This is a genomic window from Sphingopyxis sp. Geo25, from assembly GCF_949769135.1.
Lineage (GTDB): Bacteria > Pseudomonadota > Alphaproteobacteria > Sphingomonadales > Sphingomonadaceae > Sphingopyxis.
In genome coordinates this window covers 416,144-442,505 of the sequence record NZ_CATKOZ010000002.1, presented here as the reverse complement: position 1 = coordinate 442,505, position 26,362 = coordinate 416,144, and the positions used below count along the sequence as shown (strand labels likewise).

At 65.4% G+C, this 26,362-nt stretch carries 24 protein-coding genes; 13 read left to right on the top strand and 11 right to left on the bottom strand.

Annotated features, from left to right (window positions below):
• Nucleotides 1-67: 67 nt before the first annotated feature.
• Both groL and groES read right to left on the bottom strand, forming a co-directional pair.
• The gene (gene groL, locus QOL68_RS09320; RefSeq protein WP_058455088.1) at nucleotides 68-1,711 is read right to left on the bottom strand and encodes a chaperonin GroEL; all 1,644 of its coding nucleotides are present in this window, start codon (nucleotides 1,709-1,711) and stop codon (nucleotides 68-70) included.
• A 63-nt stretch (nucleotides 1,712-1,774) separates the two neighbouring features.
• The gene (gene groES / locus QOL68_RS09315; protein ID WP_058455087.1) at nucleotides 1,775-2,062 is read right to left on the bottom strand and encodes a co-chaperone GroES; all 288 of its coding nucleotides are present in this window, start codon (nucleotides 2,060-2,062) and stop codon (nucleotides 1,775-1,777) included.
• Nucleotides 2,063-2,201: 139 nt separating this feature from the next.
• Here groES and QOL68_RS09310 point away from each other — a divergent pair, with 139 nt between their 5' ends.
• Nucleotides 2,202-2,705, top strand: coding sequence for a hypothetical protein (locus QOL68_RS09310; RefSeq protein WP_058455086.1), 504 nt, complete (start codon nucleotides 2,202-2,204; stop codon nucleotides 2,703-2,705).
• Here the strand turns inward: QOL68_RS09310 and QOL68_RS09305 are convergent.
• Both QOL68_RS09305 and QOL68_RS09300 read right to left on the bottom strand, forming a co-directional pair.
• The gene (locus QOL68_RS09305; protein ID WP_282948679.1) at nucleotides 2,647-4,056 is read right to left on the bottom strand and encodes an MATE family efflux transporter; all 1,410 of its coding nucleotides are present in this window, start codon (nucleotides 4,054-4,056) and stop codon (nucleotides 2,647-2,649) included. The genes QOL68_RS09310 and QOL68_RS09305 overlap by 59 nt on opposite strands.
• A 219-nt stretch (nucleotides 4,057-4,275) precedes the next feature.
• Complete coding sequence (locus QOL68_RS09300; protein ID WP_058455146.1) at nucleotides 4,276-4,845, bottom strand: Pycsar system effector family protein; 570 nt, start codon at nucleotides 4,843-4,845, stop codon at nucleotides 4,276-4,278.
• A 163-nt stretch (nucleotides 4,846-5,008) separates the two neighbouring features.
• Here QOL68_RS09300 and QOL68_RS09295 point away from each other — a divergent pair, with 163 nt between their 5' ends.
• The 3 genes from QOL68_RS09295 (at nucleotide 5,009) to QOL68_RS09285 (ending at nucleotide 8,530) form a co-directional block, all read left to right on the top strand.
• Nucleotides 5,009-5,245, top strand: a complete 237-nt coding sequence (locus QOL68_RS09295) for an acyl carrier protein (protein ID WP_282948682.1) — start codon at nucleotides 5,009-5,011, stop codon at nucleotides 5,243-5,245.
• Between the two features lie 7 nt (nucleotides 5,246-5,252).
• The gene (gene spt / locus QOL68_RS09290; RefSeq protein WP_282948684.1) at nucleotides 5,253-6,455 is read left to right on the top strand and encodes a serine palmitoyltransferase; all 1,203 of its coding nucleotides are present in this window, start codon (nucleotides 5,253-5,255) and stop codon (nucleotides 6,453-6,455) included.
• A 107-nt stretch (nucleotides 6,456-6,562) separates the two neighbouring features.
• On the top strand, nucleotides 6,563-8,530 hold the full coding sequence (locus tag QOL68_RS09285; protein WP_282948686.1) for an ATP-binding protein: 1,968 nt from the start codon (nucleotides 6,563-6,565) through the stop codon (nucleotides 8,528-8,530).
• Nucleotides 8,531-8,596: 66 nt separating this feature from the next.
• Here the strand turns inward: QOL68_RS09285 and QOL68_RS09280 are convergent, their stop codons facing one another.
• From QOL68_RS09280 to QOL68_RS09270, 3 genes are read right to left on the bottom strand one after another with little or no spacing between them, the layout of a single operon-like run.
• Nucleotides 8,597-9,457, bottom strand: coding sequence for a hypothetical protein (locus tag QOL68_RS09280; RefSeq protein ID WP_282948688.1), 861 nt, complete (start codon nucleotides 9,455-9,457; stop codon nucleotides 8,597-8,599).
• A gap of 10 nt (nucleotides 9,458-9,467) precedes the next feature.
• Nucleotides 9,468-10,439, bottom strand: a complete 972-nt coding sequence (locus QOL68_RS09275) for a diacylglycerol/lipid kinase family protein (protein WP_204991801.1) — start codon at nucleotides 10,437-10,439, stop codon at nucleotides 9,468-9,470.
• A 3-nt stretch (nucleotides 10,440-10,442) separates the two neighbouring features.
• The gene (locus QOL68_RS09270; RefSeq protein ID WP_058455080.1) at nucleotides 10,443-10,916 is read right to left on the bottom strand and encodes a DUF2141 domain-containing protein; all 474 of its coding nucleotides are present in this window, start codon (nucleotides 10,914-10,916) and stop codon (nucleotides 10,443-10,445) included.
• A 123-nt stretch (nucleotides 10,917-11,039) separates the two neighbouring features.
• On the opposite strand from QOL68_RS09270, the gene lptF reads away from it, so the two are divergent.
• Together lptF and lptG are read left to right on the top strand one after the other, a co-directional pair.
• On the top strand, nucleotides 11,040-12,248 hold the full coding sequence (gene lptF / locus QOL68_RS09265; protein ID WP_282948692.1) for an LPS export ABC transporter permease LptF: 1,209 nt from the start codon (nucleotides 11,040-11,042) through the stop codon (nucleotides 12,246-12,248).
• Between the two features lies 1 nt (nucleotide 12,249).
• Nucleotides 12,250-13,344: an LPS export ABC transporter permease LptG gene (lptG, locus tag QOL68_RS09260; protein WP_058455079.1), complete on the top strand. Its 1,095-nt coding sequence runs from the start codon at nucleotides 12,250-12,252 to the stop codon at nucleotides 13,342-13,344.
• 163 nt (nucleotides 13,345-13,507) lie between these two features.
• Here lptG and QOL68_RS09255 read toward each other — a convergent pair whose 3' ends face one another.
• Together QOL68_RS09255 and QOL68_RS09250 are read right to left on the bottom strand one after the other, a co-directional pair.
• Nucleotides 13,508-14,650, bottom strand: coding sequence for an MBL fold metallo-hydrolase (locus QOL68_RS09255; protein WP_282948695.1), 1,143 nt, complete (start codon nucleotides 14,648-14,650; stop codon nucleotides 13,508-13,510).
• A 3-nt stretch (nucleotides 14,651-14,653) separates the two neighbouring features.
• On the bottom strand, nucleotides 14,654-15,289 hold the full coding sequence (locus QOL68_RS09250; RefSeq protein ID WP_058455143.1) for a DUF1013 domain-containing protein: 636 nt from the start codon (nucleotides 15,287-15,289) through the stop codon (nucleotides 14,654-14,656).
• Between the two features lie 292 nt (nucleotides 15,290-15,581).
• On the opposite strand from QOL68_RS09250, the gene QOL68_RS09245 reads away from it, so the two are divergent.
• Nucleotides 15,582-16,532, top strand: coding sequence for an FkbM family methyltransferase (locus QOL68_RS09245; RefSeq protein WP_282948697.1), 951 nt, complete (start codon nucleotides 15,582-15,584; stop codon nucleotides 16,530-16,532).
• A 14-nt stretch (nucleotides 16,533-16,546) separates the two neighbouring features.
• Here the strand turns inward: QOL68_RS09245 and QOL68_RS09240 are convergent, their stop codons facing one another.
• Together QOL68_RS09240 and QOL68_RS09235 are read right to left on the bottom strand one after the other, a co-directional pair.
• Nucleotides 16,547-17,170 (bottom strand): glutathione S-transferase family protein, encoded by a 624-nt coding sequence (locus tag QOL68_RS09240; RefSeq protein WP_282948699.1) that lies wholly within the window; start codon nucleotides 17,168-17,170, stop codon nucleotides 16,547-16,549.
• 46 nt (nucleotides 17,171-17,216) lie between these two features.
• Nucleotides 17,217-18,218, bottom strand: a complete 1,002-nt coding sequence (locus QOL68_RS09235; protein WP_282948701.1) for an NAD(P)H-quinone oxidoreductase — start codon at nucleotides 18,216-18,218, stop codon at nucleotides 17,217-17,219.
• 132 nt (nucleotides 18,219-18,350) lie between these two features.
• On the opposite strand from QOL68_RS09235, the gene QOL68_RS09230 reads away from it, so the two are divergent.
• The 6 genes from QOL68_RS09230 to QOL68_RS09205 all read left to right on the top strand — a co-directional run bounded on the left by QOL68_RS09230 (nucleotide 18,351) and on the right by QOL68_RS09205 (nucleotide 26,335).
• On the top strand, nucleotides 18,351-18,548 hold the full coding sequence (locus QOL68_RS09230; protein WP_058455075.1) for a DUF1192 domain-containing protein: 198 nt from the start codon (nucleotides 18,351-18,353) through the stop codon (nucleotides 18,546-18,548).
• An 82-nt stretch (nucleotides 18,549-18,630) separates the two neighbouring features.
• Nucleotides 18,631-19,839 carry a cation:proton antiporter gene (locus QOL68_RS09225; protein WP_282948703.1) on the top strand — a complete coding sequence of 403 codons (1,209 nt, stop codon included), beginning with the start codon at nucleotides 18,631-18,633 and terminating at the stop codon, nucleotides 19,837-19,839.
• A gap of 165 nt (nucleotides 19,840-20,004) precedes the next feature.
• Nucleotides 20,005-22,341 carry an ATP-dependent Clp protease ATP-binding subunit ClpA gene (gene clpA, locus QOL68_RS09220; RefSeq protein ID WP_058455142.1) on the top strand — a complete coding sequence of 779 codons (2,337 nt, stop codon included), beginning with the start codon at nucleotides 20,005-20,007 and terminating at the stop codon, nucleotides 22,339-22,341.
• A 176-nt stretch (nucleotides 22,342-22,517) separates the two neighbouring features.
• Nucleotides 22,518-23,357, top strand: a complete 840-nt coding sequence (map, locus tag QOL68_RS09215; RefSeq protein WP_282948706.1) for a type I methionyl aminopeptidase — start codon at nucleotides 22,518-22,520, stop codon at nucleotides 23,355-23,357.
• Nucleotides 23,358-23,573: 216 nt separating this feature from the next.
• Nucleotides 23,574-25,757 (top strand): PQQ-dependent dehydrogenase, methanol/ethanol family, encoded by a 2,184-nt coding sequence (locus QOL68_RS09210; RefSeq protein ID WP_282948708.1) that lies wholly within the window; start codon nucleotides 23,574-23,576, stop codon nucleotides 25,755-25,757.
• 239 nt (nucleotides 25,758-25,996) lie between these two features.
• Nucleotides 25,997-26,335: a P-II family nitrogen regulator gene (locus QOL68_RS09205; RefSeq protein WP_058455071.1), complete on the top strand. Its 339-nt coding sequence runs from the start codon at nucleotides 25,997-25,999 to the stop codon at nucleotides 26,333-26,335.
• Nucleotides 26,336-26,362: the final 27 nt, after the last annotated feature.

Here is a 26,362-nt window from a genome sequence, read left to right as displayed (position 1 = left end):
AGAAAAGGGCCGGAGGATTTCTCCCCCGGCCCCGTTTCTCGTTGGCTGAGCGCCGAACGGTACGGACTTAGAAGTCCATGCCGCCCATGCCGCCCATGCCGCCGCCGCCCATCGGCATCGCCGGCTTGTCTTCGGGCGTCTCGGCAATGCCGGCTTCGGTCGTGATCAGCAGGCCGGCGACCGAGGCCGCATCCTGCAGCGCGGTGCGGACGACCTTGGTCGGGTCGATGACACCGGCCTTGACCAGGTCTTCATAGACGTCGGTCGAGGCGTTGAAGCCGAAGTTGCTGTCGTTCTGGTCGAACAGCTTGCCCGCGACGACGCCGCCGTCGAAGCCCGCGTTTTCGGCGATCTGGCGAACCGGAGCCTGCAGCGCGCGACGGATGATGTCGACACCGCGGGTCTGGTCTTCGTTGACGCCCGACAGGCCGGCGAGGGCCTTGGTGGCGTACAGCAGAGCCGTACCGCCGCCGGGGACGATGCCTTCTTCGACCGCAGCGCGGGTCGCATGGAGCGCGTCGTCGACGCGGTCCTTGCGTTCCTTCACTTCGACTTCCGAAGCGCCGCCGACCTTGATCACGGCAACACCGCCGGCGAGCTTCGCCAGACGTTCCTGCAGCTTTTCCTTGTCGTAGTCGCTGGTCGTGGTTTCGATCTGCGCACGGATCTGTTCGACGCGGCCCTTGATCGCGTCATGGTCGCCAGCACCATCGACGATGGTGGTGTTGTCCTTGTCGATCGTGACGCGCTTCGCCTGGCCGAGCATGTTCAGCGTAACCGACTCGAGCTTGATGCCCAGGTCTTCGCTGATCATTTCACCGGCGGTGAGGATCGCGATGTCCTGCAGCATCGCCTTGCGGCGATCGCCGAAGCCCGGCGCCTTGACGGCCGCGACCTTCAGGCCGCCGCGCAGACGGTTGACGACGAGCGTTGCGAGCGCTTCGCCTTCGATGTCCTCGGCGATGATCAGCAGCGGACGGCCCGACTGCACCACGGCTTCGAGGATCGGAAGCATCGACTGGAGGTTCGACAGCTTCTTTTCGAAGATCAGGATGTACGGATCGGCCAGCTCGACGAGCATCTTTTCCGGATTGGTGATGAAATAGGGGCTCAGATAGCCGCGGTCGAACTGCATGCCTTCGACGACATCGAGCTCGAAATCGAGGCCCTTGGCTTCCTCGACGGTGATCACGCCTTCCTTGCCGACCTTGTCCATGGCTTCGGCGATCTTCTCGCCGACTTCCTTGTCGCCGTTCGCCGAGATGATGCCGACCTGGGCGATTTCAGCGGTGCCCGAAACGGGCTTCGACTGTGCCTTGATCGTTTCGACGACCTTGGTGACCGCGAGGTCGATGCCGCGCTTCAGGTCCATCGGGTTCATGCCGGCGGCAACCGACTTCATGCCTTCGCGCACGATCGCCTGGGCGAGCACGGTCGCGGTGGTGGTGCCGTCGCCGGCTTTGTCGTTCGCCTTCGATGCGACTTCGCGCAGCATCTGGGCGCCCATATTCTCGAACTTGTCCTTGAGTTCGATTTCCTTGGCGACGGTCACGCCGTCCTTGGTGATGCGGGGCGCGCCGAAGCTCTTGTCGATCACGACGTTACGGCCCTTGGGGCCGAGAGTGACCTTCACCGCGTCGGCGAGGGTGTCGACACCGCGCAGGATGCGTTCGCGCGCGTCGCGCGAGAATTTGACGTCTTTAGCAGCCATGGGCTTATTCCTTTCAAAGGCGCAGGAAACTGCGCGACTTCACTCGAGATTCGATCAAATCACTCAGGCGATGACGCCGAGGATGTCCGATTCCTTCATGATCAGCAGCTCTTCGCCGTCGACCTTGACTTCGGTGCCCGACCATTTGCCGAACAGGATGCGGTCGCCCGACTTGACGTCGAGCGGCGTGACCTTGCCGTCTTCGGCCTTGGCGCCGGAACCGACGGCGACGACTTCGCCTTCCTGCGGCTTTTCCTTGGCGGTGTCGGGGATGATGATGCCGCCGGCCGTCTTTTCTTCGGCTTCGATACGGCGAACGAGCACGCGGTCGTGCAGCGGACGAAATTGCATGGATATCCCTCCAGAGATGCAATGGATGTCGTTTTAGCACTCACGGGGCGCGATTGCTAACAGCCGGCATATGGGTGGGGGTTGTGACAGCGTCAAGGCGATTAAGGGAAAATTTTCGGCGGCGCGTTACGCCGCTGAGATGGGGTACGAAATTCCGATCATCAAGGGCAGCGACGCCACCGATCTAACGGTGCTTCGAAATGATGCGCAGTTGCTGCGATGCGATTTTTTGGACGCCTTTGCCCGCCTCGAATCGGCGGTTATGCAATATATCGGCAGGACCGATGTGAAGGCGAGTCCGGGACAGCCATTCAGCCAGAAGCTGACCCTTCTACAGAAGGCGCGCGATCGGTTCCGCAACCCGAAGCGTCTCGACGTTCGCGTTGCAGCTATCCAGCAGCTTCTACCTGTCAGAGCCGATATCGTCCATTCGGTGCTCGAAGTCGCACTCGTGTTCGATGGCCGGACGGTGACCAGCCGGCTGAGTTTCCAGAATTCATCGAACGCGCAGCGCCCGCCGATGCTGACCAGTCGTGACGAACTGGTTGCGATGACCCGGCGCCTCAACCAGCTGGCGCACCAATTCAGCCAGCAGCGATTGAAGGAAGCAGCCCCAATCGCGCCCGCATCCGCCAGCGCGTGAGCAGTAGCGCGGCCACGACGATCAAGCCCACCGCGAGCCCGATCCAGACGCCCACCCCTGCAAGCGGGGTCCAGAAGCCGAGGTAGATCGCGGTGCCATATCCGGCGATCCAGTAGCCACAGACCGCGATGATCATCGGCACGCGCGTGTCCTGCAACCCGCGGAGCGCACCCGCCGCGACCGCCTGCGCGCCGTCGAACAGCTGGAACGCCGCGGCAACGACGAGGAACTGCATCGCGAAACCGACGAGCGCGGCGTTGCGCGCGGCGTCGACGTCGACATAGATCGACAGGACGAGCGACGGGAACAACCACATCAGCATCGCGGTAAAACCCATGAAGCCGATGCCGAGCGCGAGCGAGGCGTAGCCCGCGAGCCCGATACCGCGATGATCCTGCGCACCATAAGCCAGCCCGACGCGGATCGTCGCCGCCTGCGCGACCCCGAACGGGATCTGGAACGCGAGCGCGGCGACCTGAAGCGCGATCGTATGCCCGGCAAGCTGCGCCTCGCCGATGCGCCCCATCAGGAAGGCCGCGCCGGTGAACAGCCCCGCCTCGGCCAGAATGGTCAGGCTGATCGGGGTGCCGATGCGCAGCATGTCGAGGAAGCGGCTCCATTCGCTGCGCCACCAGTTGCCGAACAGGCGGTAGCGGCGGAGGCGCCGGTCGCTCTGGATGACGACGACATAGGCGAGCAGGATCAGCGTACTCGTGATGATGCTCGACAGCGCCGAACCGTGGAGGCCGAGTGCGGGCATACCGAGGTGACCGAAGACGAGCGCCCAGTTACCGAGCGCATTGGTGCCGAGCGCGAAGAAGGTGATCATCGTCGCGATCGTCGGGCGACCGAGCGCAGAGACGAAAATGCGCAGCACCGCCGCCGCGATCATCGGGAACATCCCGAGCATCAGGATCAGCAAGAAGCTCGCCGCGCGCGTGGTCAGCTCCTCGGGCTGCCCCGTCGCGCGCATGATCGGCCCGCCCGCCGCGCAAACGGCCATGAACACCAGCGAAACGAGCGCGCTCAGCCACAACGCCATGCGGACGGTGCGGCGCACCTCGCGCACGCTGTGCTTGCGGCGACCGAGTTCTGCGGCGATCAGCGGCGCGGCGGCGCTGACGAGGCCGGTGCCGGTCCAGAGCAACAGACCGAAGATCGAAACCCCGAGCGACGAGGCCGCCAGATCCTTGTCGCCGAGCCGGGCCACGAAAATGACGTCGATCGCATGGACCATCATCTGGAGCAGGTTTGCCGCCGCCAGCGGCACGGCGAGCGCCAGCGTCGCGCGAAACTCGGCGCGGAAATCCTGCGGACGATCCGCAGTCAGGGGGTGGGCCTGCTCCAGCATAGCCGGCCCGGATAGGCGGGACGGCTTGGGGGTTCAAGTGTGGTCCGGCGCGGGCGGTTTATTTGTCTGCAGGGGTGGCACAAAGGCAACAGCAATGCCTCTGTCACCTTTTTCTTTGTCATCCCGGACTTGACCGGGGATCCATTCCTCCAGCGCCGCGTGAGTGGATCCCGGTTCGAGTCCGGGATGACGAATGATATTATCCAGTGCGTCGCTGTATCATCCCACCCGCAGCATCGCCATCTCGACCCCGAAGGCCACGAAGGTCAACGTCAGCCCCGTCACGAACAGCCGGTACGCATAGGCAAGATACCGATATTTGCGCCGCGCCAGCACGATGCCGTTCTGATAGGTATCGCGCAGCATCGCCTCGTACATATCCTCTTCGCTGCGCAGGCGCGCCTTGACCGCCGCGATATATTCATCTTCCTCCATCTGCTCGAAGCGGCCGAAGAACAGGATATTGCTGTGGTCCTTGCCGTCCTTGTAAACGACGGGCGGTGCCTTGCCGACACGCGGCAGCACCGCCGAAACCGCCAGCAGCGCCGAAAGGAACGAGAAAGTCGCGAGGATCGTCAGCGGCATCGCGAGCGCCCCGCCGCCCGAGCGCGCCTGCCCGACCGCGAGCGTGAAGACGACGAAGGTCGCACCCATCAGGATCGACGCCTTTTGATCCGCCATCTGCGACAATTGCATCGTGATCTGCTGCGTCGTGCGGACGAGATGCACCGCGTTGGACGGAAAGCCCGTCGCCGGCTCCGGCGTCACGCTCGATTTTTCGCTGTCCATAAAGTCCTGTCCCCTGCCCGAAGGCTTCAGTGACCCGTGATCGGGATGGCATGGCGCGCCGTAAACGGCAAGATGCTGCCCGATTCCCGCCGCATTCGCTTGCCAAGCGGGAAGCATCGCGGCATTCCCGCGCGCAACTTTCTTCCATTATGGGACGCACCAGATGAGCACCGCCCTCAAGGACCAGATTTTCGGCCTGATCGAACCTTTCAACAAGAAGGGCGTCGCGCTGACCGACGCCACCACCTTCGCCGGCGATCTCGAATGGGACAGCCTGACCGTGATGGATTTCGTCGCCGAGGTCGAGGACACGTTCGACATCATCATCAGCATGAACCAGCAGGCCGAGATCGAGACGGTCGGCCAACTGGTCACCGCGGTCGAGAAGCTGCAGGGCTGATACCGGGATGACCGACCTTTTTTCCAAATTCGACCCGCTGATCCAGCAGCGCGAGGATCTGCTCGCGACCGGCGTCACCGACCCGTTCAGCCTGGTGATGGAGAAAGTGCTCTCGCCGACCGTCGCGATCTGCAACGGGCGCGAGACGATCCTGCTCGGCACCTATAATTATATGGGCATGACCTTCGACGAGGATGTCATCGCCGCAGGCAAGGAGGCGCTCGACACGTTCGGCAGCGGCACCACCGGCAGCCGCGTCCTCAACGGCACCTATCAGGGCCACAAGGAATGCGAAGAGGCGCTCAAGGAATTTTACGCCATGGACCACGCCATGGTGTTCTCGACCGGCTATCAGGCGAACCTCGGGATCATTTCGACGATTGCGGGCAAGGGCGATTATGTCATTCTCGACATCGACAGCCACGCATCGATCTATGACGGATGCAAGATGGGCGATGCCGAGATCGTCGCCTTTCGCCACAACGATATCGAGGCGCTCGAAAAGCGGCTGAAGCGCCTGCCCGCCGAGGCGGGCAAGCTCGTCGTGCTCGAGGGCGTCTATTCGATGCTCGGCGACATCGCGCCGCTGAAAGAGATGGTCCGCATCGCCAAGGAAAATGGCGCGATGGTACTCGTCGACGAAGCGCATTCGATGGGCTTCATCGGCGAGCATGGCCGCGGCGTCGCCGAGGCGCAGGGCGTGATCGACGATGTCGATTTCATCATCGGCACCTTTTCGAAGAGCGTCGGCACGGTCGGCGGTTTCTGCGTGTCGAACCACCCGAAGTTCGAGATCCTGCGGCTCGTCTGCCGCCCCTATGTCTTCACCGCCTCGCTGCCCCCCAGCGTCGTCGCGACCGCGGCGACGAGCATCCGCAAGCTGATGCACGGGTCGAACAAGCGCGCGCACCTGTGGGAGAACAGCAAGAAACTCCACGCGGGCCTCCGCGCGCTCGGCTTTCAGCTCGGCACCGAAGAACCGCAGTCGGCGATCATCGCGGTGATCATGCCCGACCTCGAACGCGGCGCGATGATGTGGGAAGCGCTGCTCGAGGAAGGTCTGTACGTGAACCTTGCCCGTCCGCCCGCGACCCCCGCGGGGATGACGCTGCTGCGCTGTTCGCTCTGCGCCGAGCACACGAGCGAGCAGGTCGACGAGATCCTCGGCCGTTTCGAACGCGCGGGCAAGCGTGCGCAAATCATCGGTTGAACGCGGCCGCCGCGCCGACCAGCGGATTCCTTTTCGCGGCGAGTTGAAGGCGTTGCCCCGGCGCGGCGCCTTCGCGGCTTTGCGGTAAAGCGCGCGTCCGGTAGAAGATGAGCGTGTTCGAGCGGGATATCGACAATGAAACCGAGGATCGGCGGGAGCGGTTGCGCTTCTGGCTGACGATCGTCCTCGGCGCGATCCTGACCGGAATCGTCGGCGCGCTCGTGCTGTTGCTCACCCGCGCCAACGACAGCTACGACCGGTCGCTAGGCTGGCAGGCGCACAGCCTGGAAATCATCTCGCAGACGCGCAGCCTCGACGCCGCGCTCGCGCGCGCCGAGGCTGCGCTCGGGCGCTTCGCGGTCGGGCTGCAGAAGGAGGACGGCCGCGTCTATCAGCAGCAATGGGGGCTGTCGCAGCAATATCTGACGCTGCTGCAACGCAATGTCCGCGACAACCCCAAGCAGGACGCGCTCGTCAAGCAATTGACCGCTGAACTCAACGTGCGCGGCGAGCAGCTCGGCGACGCGGCGCTCAGCGCCAATTATCGCCAGACCGTCGCCGCCATCTCCAAATATAATGCCGCGGGGCACGACGCCGCACTGACCCGTATCGACCGGCTCTTGTCCGAGTTGATCCGCAACGAGCGGACGATCCTCGCCGAGCGCAACCGCGTCGCGTCGGCCGACCGCGCGAGCCTCAACCAGGCGATTCTGCTCTTTTCGCTGCTCGGCGCCGCCGCCGCGGTCATCGCGATTGCCGCGACCGTGTCGCTGGTCCGCGCCGAAAGCGAACGCCGCGCCGCGCGCCGCGAACAATGGGCCGAGAGCGACCGCGCCATGCAGCTGGAGGCCGCGGTCGAAGCGCGCACCGCCGAGCTCGAACAAGCGAACGTCGCGCTGCGCAGCGAGATGAGCGAGCGCGAGGCCGCCGAGGCGCAGCTGCGGCAGGCGCAGAAGATGGAAGCGGTCGGCCAGCTCACCGGCGGGATCGCGCACGACTTCAACAATATGCTCGCGGTCGTCGTCGGCGGGCTCGAACTCGCGCAGCGGCTGGTCGTCACCGCGCCCGAAAAGGCGCAGCGCCACCTGTCGAACGCGATGGACGGCGCCAACCGCGCCGCCGACCTGACCCGCCGCCTGCTCGCCTTCGCGCGCTCCGAACCCGCGCGCCCCGAAATGGTCGTCGTCGACGACTGCATCGCGAGCTTCGCCGAGCTGATCGAGCGCACGATCGGCGACCGCATCGCGCTGACGCTCGATCTCAACAGCCCCGGTCTCGCCTGCTGGATCGACCGGCAGCAGTTCGAGAACGCGCTGCTGAACCTCTCGGTCAACGCGCGCGATGCGATGGAGGGGCATGGCTCGCTGACGATCCGCACCCTGGCCGACGAGCAGGACCAGACCGCCGCGCTGGCGGTGCAGGTCATCGACACCGGCTGCGGCATGTCCGCGGAAGTGCTCGAGCGGGTGTTCGACCCCTTCTACACCACCAAGCCCGCGGGTCAGGGCACCGGGCTCGGCATGAGCCAGGTCTTCGCCTTCTGCCGTCAGTCGGACGGCGAGGTGCAGATCCATTCGACCGAGGGCCAAGGCACCAGCGTCGCGATGCTGCTGCCGGTGGCAAAGGCCGCTGCGGCCGTCCTGACCGATCCCGGCCGCGACACCGACCCGGTCGCCGCACCCGCCACCGAGGCGCTGCGCATCCTCGTCGTCGAGGACGACCAGCGCGTGCTCGCCGCGACCGTCGACGCGGTCGAGGAGCTGGGACACAAGGCGGTGGCCTGCGCCAATCCGCTCGAGGCCGAGGCGATCGTCGAGCGCCACGGCGGGTTCGACCTCATACTGTCGGACGTCCTGATGCCGCAGCTCACCGGCCCCGAAATGGTCGCGCAGCTCAGGCGGCGCTGGCCGGCCCTCCCGATCCTGTTCGTCACCGGTTATGCGGGCGACGCGGGCGAGGTCGAGGCCTTCGGCGACCATGACGTGCTGCGCAAGCCCTTCACGCTGGTCGCGCTCGACCGGGCGATCCGGCGCTGCGGCGACGGACGGCCCGAGGGGCAGCGGCTGGCGAGCTGAAGCGACAGCTTGTCTTTTCGTCACCCCGGACTTGATCCGGGGTCCATAGTCACCGGCGTTGCATGCCTAGCGGATCGCCCCGCCCCTGATCAGGCGCGGCACCAGGGTCAGCGCGGCGACGAGCGGCCAGCGGCGTTGCCAGGGCTTGATCTCGATCTTCGTGCCCGCGTGACGATTGATCTTCCACGCCAGATAATCGATCCCGCCGGCATAGGTCAGGCTGGCCTTCGCGAGCCGCGCGATGCTGAGCAGCTTGCCCTCGATCCGCCGCCGCGCCCAGCCGCCGCCGCGCGCGTTCGCGGGAATCGCGGCAATCGCGGGTTCGCTGAACCGCAGGTAGCGATCGGGATCGGCATCGACCACCGATTGGGCGCGGTTCGTGCGCTCGGCGCGGAGTTCGACCGAATAGGTGAGCGCGAAGGCGCGGCGCCACCAGTCGAGCGGTGCCTCGCCCTCGACGCGCCCCGCCGCCGCGAGCAAGGTCGGCGCGGCGCGCGCGACCGCCGCGATCGCCCGGTCGCGCGCGGTATCGTCGACCGCCCAGACCAGTCGCGACGGCTGCGCGAAGCGCGCCCATACCGACACATTGCGCGTTTCGGCGCCATTCAGCCGGTCGAAGTCGGCCTCGCTCAGCACCGCATACTTGGCGATCAGTCCGCCGTGCTGAAACGGAAAGACGTTCGGCGGGATCAGCCGGTTGGCGAGCGCCATCCAGCGCTTCGGAAAGGCATCGCCATAGTCGGATACGATCAGGTAGAAATCGAGCATCAGCCCGTCGAGCTGCGTCTCGCGGAGGCACGAGCCATAGAACAGCACCGCACGCGCGCTGCCCGGATAGTGTGCCGCGATCGCCGCGGCCATTGCCGCGGCGCGCGGATCGACCGGCGTCGCAAGCTCTTCGCGGACGAGGGCGCGGATATCGGACATAAGGCGGGCGTCAGGCCGCGAGGCGCAGAAACGGTACCGGCTGCGTCGAGGTCAGGATGATCGGCCTGCCGTTCTTCGCTTCGAAAATTTCGCCGTCGAGGATGACGTTCGAACGCTTTCCCTCGATGCGGATTTCGTCGCCTTGCTGGAAATGCACCCCGTCGAGCGGCTTCTGCCCCAGCGTCCCGCGCCACGTTGCGCCGAGCATCCGGAAGAGCGCACCGACATTGCTGTCGGTCGCGAGCAGCTTCATGTGACCATTGGTCCCGTGACTTTCGCTGGTCTTGATACTGAGCAGCAGCTTTTCCAGCGTCGTGACGATCAGCAGCGAGAATTTGCCCTTGAACTCGCCCTGGCGAACCAGCGAGACGGTCATCGGCTCGGGCTTCGGCGGGAGCCGCCCACCGCCGAGGCCAAAAATGATCGCGAACAGCCCGAGGATTGCGGCAAGAATGTGCGAAACGCCGTTCGGCAGGCCAAGCGGATAGATGCGGTTACGGCAATAGAGCATCACGTCGGCAAGATAAGCGCCGCCGAGGAACATGCCGAGCACCGGCCGGCCGCCGTCATTGTCGAGCGCGATCAGTTGGCGCTCGATCACATGCTCCTGAAGCTCGCCCGAATGGACGAGGTCGAGCACGCGCTGCAGCGCCTTGATCGGATCGCCCTCGGCGCCAAGGTCGAGCGCGATCAGATTGGTCTTGCCGTTGGGAAGCACCGCGACCGGCGGCGGCGAACCGTCGAAATGGCCGCCCGAATGGAGTTCGGTCAGCGCCGCCTGCACCGTGCCGTCGCCGCCGTTGATCGCGACGACGCTGGGGTTGACCATTGCGATCGTGCGGATCGCCTCGCCGATCTGCCCGACGTCCTCCACTTCATAGTGGAAGATGTCGGGGTGCGCCGCACAAAATTCGCGAACCTGCGGCAACAGCGAGCGGTTGCCGGTCGAACGCGGATTGGAAAGAAGGGCGACGCTGGCCATCGGCTACATATATTTCATGGTGATGGAGATCGTTCTCGGTGCATTGCCAACCTCGAACGCCGTCTTCTTGTAGCTCGGCTTGCCGAGGTTGAAGATGTTGATGCTCGGGTTGTTCGACATCCCGCCGCCGTCGGTCGACAGATCGGTCTTGCCGTTGCCGTTGAAATCGTGGCGCACCGCGATGCCATAGGCACCGGCCTGGGGAAGCGGCACGCACACGGTCATCGATGACGCACGCGCGGGGACTTCGATGCGCGTAAGCCAGCGGCCCTTGGCCAGCCATTCGGACGCGTTGGCGCGATAGCTCTGGACCCGAATCTTGCCCGATCCGGCCTTGACGCCGCTGATCTGGACCAGGGTGGACGGCCCACTCCGGCATTTGGCGAGGTCGTTCGGTAAGACCTGCCCCTCTGCGTTCGCTGCCACCGACATGGACAGCAGAGCCACGCAGAGCGACGCCGACGTAAATTTCGACATGACGCAATAGCTCCCAGTGGTTATAGCCACGCCAGCCGTCACGCTGACATGGGTCCCTGTTGCCCGTGAATCGGCATATCGGAATCATTTGCGGCCAAATCATGGTGATGGGGCGACCAAAGATTGAACAAGCTACCCGCCATCGACCGTTATATCGCGCGGCTGGTGTTTTTCCCGATGCTCGGCACCCTCGTCCTTTCGGCGATGCTGCTCGTGCTCGAAAAGATGCTGCGGCTGTTCGATTTCGTCGCGACCGAAGGCGGCCCGGTCAGCGTCGTGTGGCGGATGCTCGCCAACCTGATCCCCGAATATCTCTCGCTCGGCATCCCGATCGGCCTGATGCTGGGGATTCTCCTTGCTTTCCGGCGGCTTGCCACGTCGAGTGAGCTAGACGTACTGCGCGGCGTCGGCATGGGGTTCGGGCGGCTGCTGCGCGTTCCCTACGCCTATGCGATCGCGCTCGCGGCGCTCAATCTCGCGATCGTCGGCTTCATCCAGCCCTATGCCCGCTACGCCTATGAGGGTCTGCAGTTCGATCTTCGGTCGGGCGCGCTCGGCGCCTCGATCAAGGTCGGCGAATTCACCAAATTGGGCGACCGCATGACCTTGCGCATCGAGGAAAGCTATAACGAGGGCAAGTCGCTGCGCGGTATCTTCGTGCGCGGCGAAAACAAGGACGGCCAGCGCGTGTCGGCGACCGCATCGCGCGGCCAATTCCTCGCAACCGACGATCCGAACACGATCATCCTCCGGCTGTCGCAGGGCGTGCTGATCCATGAATCGCCGAAATTCGCGGTGCCGCGCGTGCTGACCTTCGACAATCACGACCTGCCGATCCCGCTGCCGAAGATCGAGGCGTTCCGCCTGCGCGGCGGCGCCGACCGCGAACTGACGATCCCCGAACTGCTCGTCGCCGGGCGCGACAAGAACGAGTCGCTGAAGACGCGGCTGGAATCGCGCGCCAATTTCCATTTCCGGATCGTCGAGGTGATGTCGATGTTCCTGATCCCGCTGATGGCGGTGGCGCTGGCGATCCCGCCCAAACGATCGACCTCGGCGCTCGGGGTGTTCCTGTCGATCGTGCTGCTGGTGACGCAGCACAAGATCAACCAATATGCCGAGGATCTCGGCGCGCGCGGCGCGGTCGACCCGCTGATCGCGCTGTGGGTGCCCTTCCTCTTGTTCGCAGGGCTGGCGATCTGGATGTATTACACCGTCGCTTATGTCCCTGGCGGCCAGCCGATCGGCGCGCTCGAACGCTTCGCGGCGAAGGCGGGACAGAAGATCCGCCGCCTGGTCGGCGCCTTCCAGCGGAAGCCGCGAGCCGCCTGACATGCACCAGCTCCACTTTTTCCCGTCGCGCACGATGGCGCTTTACGTCGGGCGGATGTTCCTGATCCGCAGCTTTTCGATCCTGTTCGCGCTGGTACTCATCCTCCAGACGCTCGACCTGCTCGGCGAGAGCGGCAAGATCCTCGCGGTCGCGGGCAATGGCGACAGCGAGGTCTGGCGCTATGTCGGGATGCGCATCCCGCAGATCATCGAGACCTTCCTGCCCTTTTCGGTGCTGCTCGGCACCATTTTGACGCTGGTGACACTGAACCAGAACAGCGAGGTCATCGCGATGAAGGCGTCGGGCATGTCGGCGCACCAGGTGCTGGCGCCGCTGTTCCTCGCCGCGCTGCTCGTCGCGGGGATCAGCTTCGCCTTCAACGAACGCATCGTCACGCGCTCGACCGCGGCGCTCAGCGCCTGGCAGAAGGTCGAATATGCCAAAGTGCCCAGGGACAGCGGGGTGCGCGCCAACATCTGGGTGCGCGCGGGCAACGACCTGATCAACGCCGGCACGGTCGAAACGCGCGGCCCCGTCGTGCTGCGAGACGTCACCGTCTATGAACGCACGCAGGGCGTGCTGTCGTCGATGCTGAAGGCCGACAGCGCGAAGCCCGTCGCGGGCGGCTGGGAGCTGACCAATGCGCGGCGCTTCATCCGCCGTTCGGGAACGCTCGAACCGCTCGGCACGATCGTCGCGATGAAGGGGGTCGGCACCGACCAGTTCACGCTGGCGCAGGTCGACGGCGACGAACTGCCCTTCACCGAGCTCAGCACCGCCATCGACGAGCTTGAGGCAGCGGGCCGACCGGTCGATTCGCTGAAGGGCGTGCTGTGGCACAAGATTTCGGGGCCGCTGTCGGCGATCCTGATGCCGCTGCTGGGCGCGGTCGCGGCCTTCGGCCTGGCGCGTTCGGGCAAGCTGTTCGTCCGTGCGATCCTTGGCATGGCGCTCGGCTTCGCATACTTCGTCGCCGACAATTTCGCGCTCGCGATGGGCGATCTCGGCGCCTACACGCCCTTCCTCGCGGCGTGGGGGCCGTTCATCCTCTTTGCGCTGATCGGCGAGATGATCCTGATCCGCACCGAGGAATAGGGGCAGATTACGGCCGGTATCGACCGAAATGAGCCGTCGCCCCCGCGCAGGCGGGGCCCGCTGTCGGTTTACGCGGCCGCGCAGGAATAGGCGGCTATCGGCCCCCGCCTGCGCGGGGGCGACGCTGTTGATACGTCCGCTTCCCACCCCAAAGCCGACGGCGTCACGCGACCCCGTGGTACCACCACACCCCGCCGCGGTCCTCCTTGCGGATGCGGCCCTCGACCTCTAGCCGCTTGAGGTGCGCGAGCGCCTCGCCGGTTGCGAGATTCTGGTTGTGGCCCGTGATCGGGCGGTTGAACAGCAGCGCGAAGGTGTCGACCGCGCGCATCGGCCTTTCGGCGACCGCCTCCGCGACCTTGTAGAGCCGCATCCGATGTTCGTCGCGGAGCGCCATCAGGCGGACGTGCAGGCCCTTGAAAGGCTCGCCATGGGCGGGGCAGGTGACGACGTCGGCGGGCACGGTCGCGATCAGCTTGTCGATCGACGCCAGCCATTCGCCGAGCGGATCGGCGTCGGGCTCGGTGATATTGACCGACACGTTCGAGCTGATCCGCGGCAGCACCTGGTCGCCCGAAACCAGCACGCCCTCGCGTTCGTTCCACAGGCACGCATGTTCGGGGCTGTGTCCCGACCCGGTGACGACGCGCCACACATGCTTGCCGAAATCGAGTCGTTGGCCGTCGGCGATGCGGACATAGCTGCGCGGCAGCGCAAAGATCATCCGCTGGAACATGTTCCAGCCGCTTGCGCGCTGCTGCTCGATCGCGGCCTCGTCCCAGCCGGCGGCGCGCGACTGGGCGAGCACCTCGTCGGGCGCCACTTCGGACGAATCGGCCACGATCGCGCGCGCGGTCAGCATTTCGCCGCGCGTCATCCAGAGTTTGACGCCCTGCTTCTTCGCGATCCAGCCCGCGAGCCCGATATGGTCGGGATGGAGGTGGGTGCCGAACACCCGTGTGATCCGCTTGTCCTTGAGTGCCCCGGCATAGAGCGCCTTCCACGCGTCCGAACAGGCGGTCAGGCAGATGCCGGTGTCGACGACCGCGACCCCCTCGCGGCCTTCGCTGTCGGCGTCGTCGAGCAGCCAGCTGTTGATATGGCCGAGCGACCCCGGCATCGGGATGCGCGCCCAGCTGATGCCGTCGGCGATGCGGATCGTCTCGCCGGGTGCCGGCGCGGCCTCGCCCCACGGATAGGTCAGCCCGGCGTGGCTCGTCGCGGTGAAGCTGTCGTCCTGGGTCAGCGACGCGTCCGGCGAGCCGCTGGCTGCCGGAATATGATCCTCGTCGCCGCCCCCGACCATGCGTCAGGCTTCGCTGTCGGCGTCGGCTTCCTCGGCCGCGCGCGCTTCGGCGGCGGCGGTGCGTTCGGCGCGCAGCTCTTCGAGCAGCGCTTCGCGGTCGCCCTCCAGACGGCTGTCCTCGGGCGCCTTGATGCCGGCCTTCTTCGCGGCCTTGGCGACCAGCGCGTCGAGTTCGCGCTGCGAACAGAGACCAAGCGTCACCGGATCCTTGGGCACGATGTTCGCGCTGTTCCAGTGGCTGCGGTCGCGGATCGCACCGATCGTGTTGCGCGTGGTACCGATCAGCTTGCCGATCGCGCCGTCCGACACCTCGGGGTGGTTCTTCAGGATCCAGGCGATGCCGTCGGGTTTGTCCTGGCGCTTGCTGACCGGCGTGTAGCGCGGGCCGCGGGTACGGCGGATCGTATCCTGCGCCTGCACGCTCATCTTGAGCTTGTAGTTCGGATCCTTCTGGCCCTTTTCGATCTCGTCCATCGACAGCTCGTGCGCGCGGACGGGGTCGCGGCCGGTATATTTGGTCGCCGCGGTCTCGTCGGCGATCGCCTGCACCTCGAGGATGTGGATACCGCAATATTCGGCGATCTGGGCAAAGGTCAGCCCCGTGTTGTCGACCAGCCAGGCGGCGGTCGCATGCGGCATCAGCGGGGTAGCGTTGGCATTGGCCATGGCGAAATCTCCAGCGGAAATAATAAGGGCCGCCCCTCGCGGGGCGGCCGGACATTGGCGGGGGATATATGCCGGTTTGACGAAAGGGGCAAGGCCCGGCGTCAGTCGGGTCTTGGCAGGACGATTTCGGCTTGCGACCGCTGGCCGACAAGCGACACCCTCCACCGCCGTTCGCCCCGCCTACTCCCGTCGAGGTAGAAATCGATCAGCATGCAACCGAGGCAAAAGCTTGTGATATATTGAGCCCGGGAAACAGGGGGAGGCGATGATGGGAGCCTTGCGATCGATCTGCTATGCAGTCTCGGACCGGGTCCAGCGCGCCCGCTTCGCCGGCAAGGTCGGCCTCAGGGCCGAAGAGGCCGCGCTGGCTTGGGGGTATCGGCGGCAACCCGCGCCGCACGTCATGACGACGCGCAACGGTGTTCGGATGCACTTCGAACGGGCCGACTACATTCCCCTCCTTCTCGATTATCTCGGCAGCTTTGAGCCCCATTGCCTGGCCGTTGCGGACCTGTTCATCGGGGGAACGCGGGGCGCCGGGCGACTGATATTGGATGTCGGCGGCAATATCGGAGCCCATGCGCTGCAGTTCGCGCGAACGCTTGGGCCCGGAGGCACGGTCGTCACGATCGAAGCGATGCCTTTCCATGCGGACGCGATCAGGCGCAATTCGGCGCTGAATGGCGAGCGCATGGCGACGTTAGCCGTCCGCAACGTGGCGGTAGGCGCGGCGGCGGGCACCCTGACGCTCGCCTTGCCGGCGAATGGCAACGACGGCTGCTATTCGGCCGGCGCGACCGCCGATGGCGTCGACCGCTACGAGGTTCCCATGACGACCATCGACGTCATCATGACCGAATATCCCGACGCGTCGGTGGTGCTGATCAAGATGGATATCGAAGGCTCGGAAGCAAATGCCCTCGAAGGCGCGCGGAAGACAATCGAGACGCACAAGCCCGCCGTCATCATCGAAATCAACGAAGCCGCCCTCGCAGCCTGCGGAACGTCATCCGAGGCGATCAAGGGCTTTTTCAAATCATGTGATTACCAGGGGTTCCTGATCGGCCGAACGGAGGACGGGCATCCCCTCCTCGAACCGCTGCCGGACGGGCGTTCGCACGGCACCGACGAGGTTCTGTTTGTCCATCCAACGCATAAAGTCGCCTTTCTGGATGCTGTCGCGGCGCAGTCGGTCATCAAGGCGCGGCTGATGTAACCAACGCCTTTCCCCTAGGCGCCCATCGCCACATAGCCCGGCTCGGCCTCGATCCGCGCGAGCCAGCGCTGCACCGCCGGATAATCGGCCAGCGCGAAGAAGCCGCTCTCCTCCGCGACATGCGTGTAGGCATAAAGCGCGATATCGGCGAGCGAGAGCGCCCCGCCCGCGAGCCAGTCGTGCTTCGCCAGATGCTCGTCCATCAACGCGAGCGCGGCCTTTCCCGCCTCGATCTTGCCGGGCAGCAGCGCCCGCTGGACATCGGTCAAATTCGCGTCGCCGATCCACCCCATCCAGAAGCGCAGGGTCGCGACATTGGGTTCGTGATTATACTGCTCCCAGAACATCCAGCGCAGCATGTCGGCGCGTGCGAAGCGGTCGTCGGGAACGAGATGCGTGCCATCGGCCAGCCAGAAACAGGCAGCGTTGCTTTCGGGCAGGAATTTGTCACTGATCTGGAGCACCGGAATGCGGCCGTTGGCATTGACCGATGTCATGAACTCAGGCGTCCGCGTCTCGCCCTTCATGATGTCATATTCGCGCCGGTCGAGCGCGACACCCAAAAACGCCGCTGTCAGCCGGATCTTGTAGCAATTTCCGCTCGGCGCATATTCGTGAAGGATAGGCCGGTCGCTCATCCGCTGCTTCCTCTCGCTGTCGTCCCCGCACCAAGACGGCGCCAGATCAGGACAGCCTCAACACAATCTTTCCGACATGCGCGCCTGCCTGCATCCGTGCGTGCGCGGCGGCGGCTTCGGCGAGCGGGAAGCTCTGGTCCATCGCGGGCTTCCAGCCGCCTTCGGACAGGCGCGGCCAGAGCGTACGGTGAATCTCGTCCGCGAGCAGAGCCTTGAATTCGGCGCTACGCGCGCGCAACGTCGAGCCGGTCAGCGTCAGGCGGCGACGCATGATCTGCGACACATCGACCTCGGCCTTCGCGCCGCGCTGGAACGCGATCGAGACATGGCGCCCGTCGTCGGCGAGACACTCGATGTTGCGCGGCACATAATCGCCGCCGACCATGTCGAGCACGACCTGGACCCCCTTGCCGCCGGTCAGACCCTTCACCGCCTCGACATAATCCTCCGCCGAATAATCGATCGCGTGGGTCGCGCCGAGCGCGGTCGCGGCGGCGCACTTATCTGCGCTGCCGCAGGTGACGATCGTGCGGACCCCGAACAGGTTGCACAGCCCGATCGCGGTCGTGCCGATGCCGCTGGTGCCGCCGTGGATCAGCGCGGTCTCGCCGTCGCGGACATAGGCGCGCTCGAACAGATTGTGCCAGACGGTGAACACGGTCTCGGGCAGCGCCGCCGCCTCTTCCATCGAAAAGCCCAGCGGCACCGGAAGGCAGCTTCCCCCCGGCGCGACGCAATATTCGGCATAGCCCCCGCCCGCGACGAGCGCGCAGACCGACTGGCCCAGCAGTTCGCGATCGCCCGCCGGCCCGACCGCGACGACGGTGCCCGCGACCTCGAGCCCCGGCAGGTCCGACGCACCCGGCGGCGGCGGATAAAAGCCCATGCGTTGCAACACGTCGGGACGGTTCACCCCGGCAGCGGCGACGCGGATCAGCACCTCGCCCGGGCCGGGCCGCGGCACGGGGCGGGTTTCGGGAACCAGCACCTCGGGTCCGCCGGGCTCGCGGATCGCGATCACGGTCATTTCGGCTGGCAGGCTGGTCACGCTGGTTAATCCCCCACTGATGAAATCGTCCCTTGGCGCGCCTTATTGACAGAGGTGCGACACGGGTCAACAGTCGCGCGCCTTCAAAACGGAGCCGGGCAAATCAGGGACCAGCGAGAGAAAGGATGCGCCATGGACGATGACGACCTTCCCCGCCGCCGCGACGATGTGCTCGCGGCGCTGACGAAACAGGTGCTGGATCCGCTGTCGGTCGCCGAACTCGACGACCGCATCGCGGTGCTGGAAGCAGAGATCGCGCGCGTGAAGGCGCACAAGGCCGCTGCGGGAACTTTCAAGGCAAGCGCCGAGGCGCTGTTCCGCAAGGGGTAGGCGCAGCGCAACGGCGCCGACGCCCAGAGAGAACGTTCACAAAATCCTTGTCGCGCGACGGCCCGACCGATAATCCTCGCGTATGGCGTTCGTCATCGACCTGCTCTGTTTCCTCGTGGTGCCGCTGCTCTGCTGGCGCCTCGTTAGCGGGGCGGTCCCGTTGGCGGTGTTGCCGATCCTGACCGGGCTGGCGGTGGCGATCGCCGCCGACCGCTTCGGCTTCGACAAGTCGGTGCTGGGCCCCTCGCCGCTCGGCGACACGATCGGATGGCTCGGCGTGCTGGCACTGGCGTTCAGTGCCGGGCTCGAAACCCGAACGACCACCGACCATGCGCCGCGCCTCGACGGCCGGCTTGTGGGCGCCGCGCTCGCCGCGCTCTCGCTGCCGTTCATGGTCGGCTTCGCGGCTGCAGTCTCGGGGACGATGGACGCGGTCCTGGCGCGCCCGCAGGGGGTGTCACCGCTGCTGTCCGCGGCCGCCATCGGCCTTTGCCTTTCGGTGAGCGCGCTGCCCGTCCTTGTCGGCATCGTTCGCGAATTGCCGGTCGCCGACCGACCGCTCGGCCATCTCGCGCTGCGCATCGCTGCGCTCGATGATGCGATCCTGTGGTCGGGCCTCGCGCTGCTGCTCTTCCTCCACCGCGGCGAGGGCGGCGCGCCACTCCCGGGTGGCCGGTTTCCGATCGCCGCGATCGCCCTCATCGCGGCGATGGCCGCTCTGCGGAGCCGGATCGGCCGTTTCCTGCCCGACCATCCGGCGATCACCATCGCGCTGGGTGTCGCCTATCTCGCGGCCGGGTCGTGGAGCACCGCGACGCTCGGCCTGCACGAACTGCTCGGCGCCTATTTTGCGGGGGCGATGGCGCCGAAACCGCTCGCCGAACGACTGCGGCCCGAACTGGTCGGTAAGGTCGCCCTGTTCGGCCTGTCCCCGCTTTTCTTCGCGCATCGGGGTCTCAGCATCGACGGCGCGGTCGTCACCGTGGCCGCCATCGGCGCCGCTATGCTCCTGCTGTTGATAGCGGGTGCGTCCAAGCTGGCGGCGGTGCATCTGGCGCCGCCCGATGCCAGCCTGCCAGCAACCGAACGCACGCGGCTCGGCCTGCTGCTCCAGTGCAAGGGCTTGATGGAGATCGTCGCGGCGACGATCCTCGCGCAGGCGGGGCTCATCACCCCGACGGTCTTTGCCGTGCTCGTGACGCTGGCGCTGCTTTCAACGACGCTCACGGTCCCACTGTTCCGCCTCGCAACAGGCAGGACGAGCACACAAACGGCCGCCGCAGGACGCTAGCCGTGTCGCGGACGCGGCCATGCGTTGTTAACCATAATACAACAGTGTCACGGCAATTTCACATTCGCCTCCGCTTTTCCCTTGCGGTGTGGCGGCGGCATCGCCACCTTATGTTCCTAAGGGGGCCGCTCTCCCCGGCCTGGTCCCCGCAAGGAGATGAAGACCATGCCGTCCTTTTCGGAAAGCCTCGAAAAGACATTACACAACGCGCTGAAGGCCGCTTCGGAGCGCCATCACGAATATGCGACGCTCGAGCATCTGCTCTATGCGCTGATCGACGACGATCATGCCGCCGAAGTGATGCGCGCGTGCGGCGTTGCGCTCGACGACCTGCAATCGGCGGTCGTCCACTATCTCGACACCGAGCTCGACAGCCTGAAGGTCGAGGGACACAGCGATCCGTCGCCCACATCGGGCTTCCAGCGCGTCGTCCAGCGCGCGATCCTGCACGTCCAGTCGTCGGGCAAGGATGAGGTGACGGGTGCCAACGTCCTCGTCGCGCTCTTCTCCGAACGCGAAAGCTATGCCGTCTATTTCCTGCAGCAGCAGGATCTGACGCGGCTCGACGCGGTCTCCTACCTCAGCCACGGCGTCGGCAAGGGCGGCAAGCCGTCGCCCACCGCCGAGCCCGAGGAAAAGGAAGAGACGAAGGACAAGAGCGAGGGCAAATCCAAGAAGGAAACCGCGCTCGACCAGTTCACCGTCAACCTCAATGAGAAGGCGAAGGGCGGCAAGGTCGACCCGCTGATCGGCCGCAGTGCCGAGGTCGACCGCACGATCCAGATTCTCTGCCGCCGCAGCAAGAACAATCCGCTCTATGTCGGCGATCCCGGCGTCGGCAAGACGGCGATCGCCGAAGGGCTCGCGCGCAAGATCGTCGAAGGCGACGTGCCCGAGGTGCTGCTGCCCGCGGTGATCTATTCGCTCGACATGGGCGCGCTGCTCGCGGGCACGCGCTATCGCGGCGACTTCGAGGAGCGGCTGAAGCAGGTCGTCTCCGAACTCGAAGGCCTGCCGCACGCGATCCTGTTCATCGACGAGATCCACACGGTGATCGGCGCCGGCGCGACGAGCGGCGGCGCGATGGACGCATCGAACCTGCTGAAGCCCGCTTTGTCGGGCGGCGTCATCCGCTGCATCGGCTCGACGACCTACAAGGAGTTCCGCAACCACTTCGAAAAGGATCGCGCGCTGCTCCGCCGGTTCCAGAAGATCGACGTGATCGAGCCGAGCATCGAGGATACGAAAAAGATTCTCGCAGGGCTCCGCGAAGCGTTCGAGAGCCATCACAACGTCAAATACACCGCCGACGCGATCAACGCCGCGGTCGAGCTGTCGTCGCGCTACATCAACGACCGCAAGCTGCCCGACAAGGCCATCGACGTGATCGACGAGGTCGGCGCGATGCAGATGCTCGTCCCGCCGTCGAAGCGCCGCAAGACGATCACCGCGAAGGAGATCGAGGCGGTGATCGCGACGATGGCGCGCATCCCGCCCAAGTCGGTGTCGAGCGACGACAAGAAGGTTCTCGAAACGCTCGAGACCGACCTGAAACGCGTCGTCTTCGGCCAGAACACCGCGATCGAGGTGCTGTCGTCGGCGATCAAGCTCTCCCGCGCGGGCCTGCGCGATCCCGAAAAGCCGATCGGCAACTATCTGTTCAGCGGCCCGACCGGCGTCGGCAAGACCGAGGTTGCGAAGCAGCTCGCGCATATCATGGGCATCCCGCTCCAGCGCTTCGACATGTCCGAATATATGGAACGGCATTCGGTGAGCCGCCTGATCGGCGCGCCTCCGGGCTATGTCGGCTATGATCAGGGCGGCCTGCTGACCGATGCGATCGACCAGAACCCGCATTGCGTGTTGCTGCTCGACGAGATCGAAAAGGCGCATCCGGACTTGTTCAACATCCTGTTGCAGGTGATGGACAATGGCCGCCTGACCGATCACCACGGCAAGACGGTCGATTTCCGCAACGTCATCCTGATCATGACGACCAACGCAGGCGCCAGCGACATGGCGCGCGAGTCGATCGGCTTCGGCCAGTCGACGCGCGAGGATGTGCAGGAAGAGGCGGTGAAACGAATGTTCACCCCCGAATTCCGCAATCGCCTCGATGCGATCGTGCCTTTCGGCTATCTGCCGCCCGAGGTCGTGGCGCGCGTCGTCGACAAGTTCATCCTGCAATTGGAGCTTCAGCTTGCCGACCGCAACGTCCACATCCAGCTCGACGACGCGGCGCGCGAATGGCTGACCGGCAAGGGCTATGACAAGCTCTATGGCGCGCGCCCGATGGGCCGCCTGATCCAGGAAAAGATCAAGCAGCCGCTCGCCGAGGAACTGCTCTTCGGCAAGCTGGTCCACGGCGGCGAGGTCAAGGTCAAGCTGAAGACCGGCGAGGACGCCCATGTCGGCAACCCGCTGACCTTCGAAATCACCCCCGCCGCGCCCAAGGCCGGCAAGGGCAAGGCAAAGGCCAAGCCCGAGAAGGCGGCGGAGTAAAGCCAAATAGCTCCCCTCCCGCTTGCGGGAGGGGCAGCGAGACTTGCGAGCTTGCTCGCTAGTCGCAGCGGGGAGGGTTGTAACGCCACAGCCCCTCCCCAAACCCCTCCCGCAAGCGGGAGGGGCTTTCATTACCGGCCCTCGCTTTTTGAGGCCAGCGCGACTATATCACCCCCATGTACGACTATGTCTCCGTAACCGCCGACGAAGCATCGGCGCCCGCCCGCGTTCGCGACGGCACGATCAAGCTGCACGGCGAGGCTGGCTTTGCCGGAATGCGCAAGGCGGGCCGGCTGTCGGCCGAAATCCTCGACGCGCTCGTTCCTTTCGTCCAGCCCGGCGTGACCACCAGCGCGATCGACGACCTCGTCCGCACGATGATGCTCGACGGCGGCGGCATCCCGGCGACATTGGGCTATCGCGGCTTCACGCACAGCTGCTGCACCAGCATCAACCATGTCGTCTGCCACGGCATCCCCGACGACAAGCCGCTGCGCGATGGCGACATCGTCAATATCGACGTCACGACGATCATCGACGGCTGGCACGGCGACACCAGCCGCATGTATCTGGTCGGCGACGTGCCGATCAAGGCGAAGCGTCTTGTCGAAGTCACCTACGAATGCCTGATGCTCGGGATCGAGCAGGCGAAGCCCGGCAACCGCATGGGCGACGTCGCCCACGCGATCCAGAGCCATGCCGAGCGCCATCGCTATTCGGTCGTGCGCGATTTCTGCGGCCACGGGCTCGGCCAGATGTTCCATGACGCGCCCGAGGTCGTCCACGCAGGCCGTCCCGGCACCGGGCCCGAACTGCGCCCCGGCATGTTCTTCACGATCGAGCCGATGATCAACACCGGAAAATATGCCGTGAAGATGCTGCCCGACGGCTGGACCGCGGTAACGCGCGACCGCTCGCTCTCGGCGCAGTTCGAACATAGCATCGGCATCACCGACACCGGGTGCGAGATTTTCACCGCCAGTCCGAAGGGCCTGAACGCACCGCCTTGGAATTGATCCCGACGAGTTCGTCATCGCGGACTTGATCCGGGATCCATGACTTCCGGCTCTGCAATCGCCTTTGTGGACCCCGGATCAGGTCCGGGGGTGACGATAGCGTTATTTGGTGCGGGGAAGCCCCCTCCTCCACCCCCCATTTTCCTGCTTGCGTGCCCGATACTTCGGGCGCAGTCTTGACGTTAACGTCAAGCATAGGCGTCGGGAGAGAATGGGATGGCGAAACGGGTCTTGAAGGCCGCGCTGATGGGCGGCGCACTACTGGCATTGGCGGCGTGCAACGCATCGAAGAATGAGAGTATCTCGGGCGCTTCGCTCGACGACGCCGAAAAGGCCAGCGAGGCCCTGCTCAAGGCCGGCGGCAACGGCGATGATTGGGCCGGCATCGGTTACAGTTACGACGAACAGCGCTTCAGCCCGCTGACCGACATCAACGACAAGAATGTGGGGCAGCTCGGTATCGCCTGGTTCGCCGATCTGGAAGACGCGCGCGGGCAGGAAGCGACCCCTGTGGTCGTCGACGGCACGCTCTATGTCAGCCACGCCTGGTCGAAGGTCGACGCGTGGGATGCCGCGACCGGCAAGAAGCTCTGGAGCTTCGACCCCATGGTTCCCGGCGAGCGCGCGGTCAGCGCCTGCTGCGATGTGGTCAACCGGGGGGTTGCCGTCTGGGGCGACAAGCTGTTCGTCGGCGCGCTCGACGGCCGCCTGATCGCGCTCGACCGCAAGACCGGCAAGGAGCTGTGGTCGACGCAGACCTTCGACACCTCGAAGCCGTACACCATCACCGGCGCGCCGCGCGTCGTGAAGGACATGGTGCTGATCGGCAACGGGGGCGCCGAGTTCGGGGTGCGCGGCTATGTCACCGCTTACGATGCCGATACCGGCAAGGAACGCTGGCGCTTCTACACCGCCCCCAACCCAAAGAAGGAAAAGGACGGCGCGGTCAGCGACGATATCTTCGCGTCGAAGGGCAATGCGACCTGGTCCGACAAGGGCGAGTGGCAGACCTCGGGCGGCGGCGGCACCGTGTGGGACGCGATCGTCTACGACAAGGATCTCGACCAGATCTACTTGGGCGTCGGCAACGGCAATCCGTGGAACCACGGCACGCGCTCGAACGGCGAAGGCGACAACTGGTTCCTCTCGTCGGTCGTCGCGCTCGACGCCGCCACCGGCAAATATAAATGGCATTACCAGGAAACCCCGGCGGAGACGTGGGACTATACCGCGACCCAGCCGATCATCCTCGCCGAGCAGGCGGTAGACGGCAAGCCGACGAAAGTACTGTACCACGCGCCGAAGAACGGCTTTTTCTTCACGATCGACCGCACCAACGGCAAGCTGATCGACGCCAAGCCCTTCGTCGACGGGATCAACTGGGCGAGCGGCTACGACATGACGACCGGTCGCCCGATCGAGAAGCCCGAGGCGCGCTTTTACAAGACCGGCAAACCCTTCATCGCGATTCCCGGCGCTTTGGGCGCGCACAACTGGCATCCGATGAGCTTCAACCCCGCGACAGGCCTCGTCTATATCCCCGCGCAGCAGATCCCGCAGGGCTATCTTGCCGATATGGACGAACTCGACCGGCGCAAGGTGCTGGGTTTCAACGTCGGCACCTCGCTCAACAAGACGCTGCTGCCCGACGACAAGGCCGCGTTCAAGGCCGCGGTCGCCGCCACCACCGGCCGCCTCGTCGCCTTCGACCCGCGCACCGGCAAGGTCGCGTGGGGCGTCGATTATCCCGCGGCGTGGAACGGCGGTACGATGACCACCGCGGGCAACCTCGTCTTCCAGGGGACGAGCACCGGGCGCTTTCGCGCCTATGCGGCCGACACCGGCAAGCAGTTGCTCGACCTCGACATGCAATCGGGGATCGTCAGCGCACCCTCGACCTTCCGCGTCGGCGGGGTGCAATATGTCGCGTTCCAGACGGGCAAGGGCGGCGCCTTCCCGCTCGTCGCCGGGGTTGCGGGCGGGGTGACGCGCAAGGTGCCCAACCTGCCGCGCCTTGTCGTGCTCAAGATCGGCGGCACCGCGAAACTCCCTGCCCCGCCGGCAACCACGACGCTCGCATGGAACCCGCCCGCGCCGATCGGCACGCCCGGGCAGATTGCCGCCGGCAAGGCGCATTTCGGGCGCTATTGCATGGTCTGTCACGGCGACAGCGCGATCGGCAACGGCTTCACCCCCGACCTGCGCGTCTCCGGCACCCTCGCCAATGCCGATGCGTGGAAGGGCGTGATCCTGGGCGGTGCGCTCAAGGATCGCGGCATGGTCAGCTTCGCCAAGGTACTCACACCCGCCGATGTCGAGGCGATTCGCGCCTATGTCATCGACCGGTCGAACTGGACCAAGGCCAACCTGCCTGACACGGCCGCTCCAATGGGGCGCTGACGCGGCCTTTGCCTATTTTTTGATCACAAAAATCGCGCCGTTGCACACCCCTTGGGCAACGGCGCGATTTCCTGTCCCAAATCTTACCGAAAGCTTGCGATTCGCCAATTGGCACGGGTCTTGATTGGTGCAAGATGACGGGGTCTTGCGGCGACTCATGGAGGAGCGAACCGGACCAGGCGGGCCCTGATCCGGCTTTGGCTGCAGGCACCAGACATGCCCAGTGGGGGACAAGACGCGTGAAGAAGATTGAGGCGATCATCAAGCCGTTCAAGCTCGACGAAGTGAAGGAAGCGCTGCACGACGTCGGAGTCAGCGGCATCACCGTGACTGAGGCAAAGGGCTTCGGCCGTCAAAAGGGCCACACCGAACTCTATCGCGGCGCCGAATATGTCGTCGACTTCCTGCCCAAGGTGAAGCTGGAAGTCATCGTCGAGGACGGGCTCGCCGAGCGCGTCGTCGAGGCGATCGCCGCGGCCGCCCAGACCGGTCGCATCGGCGACGGCAAGATTTTCGTGATCCCGGTCGAAACCGCGCTCCGCATCCGCACCGGCGAACGCAACGAGGACGCGCTCTAGGCCCGCCCCGCTCCCCGATCCTGTTCA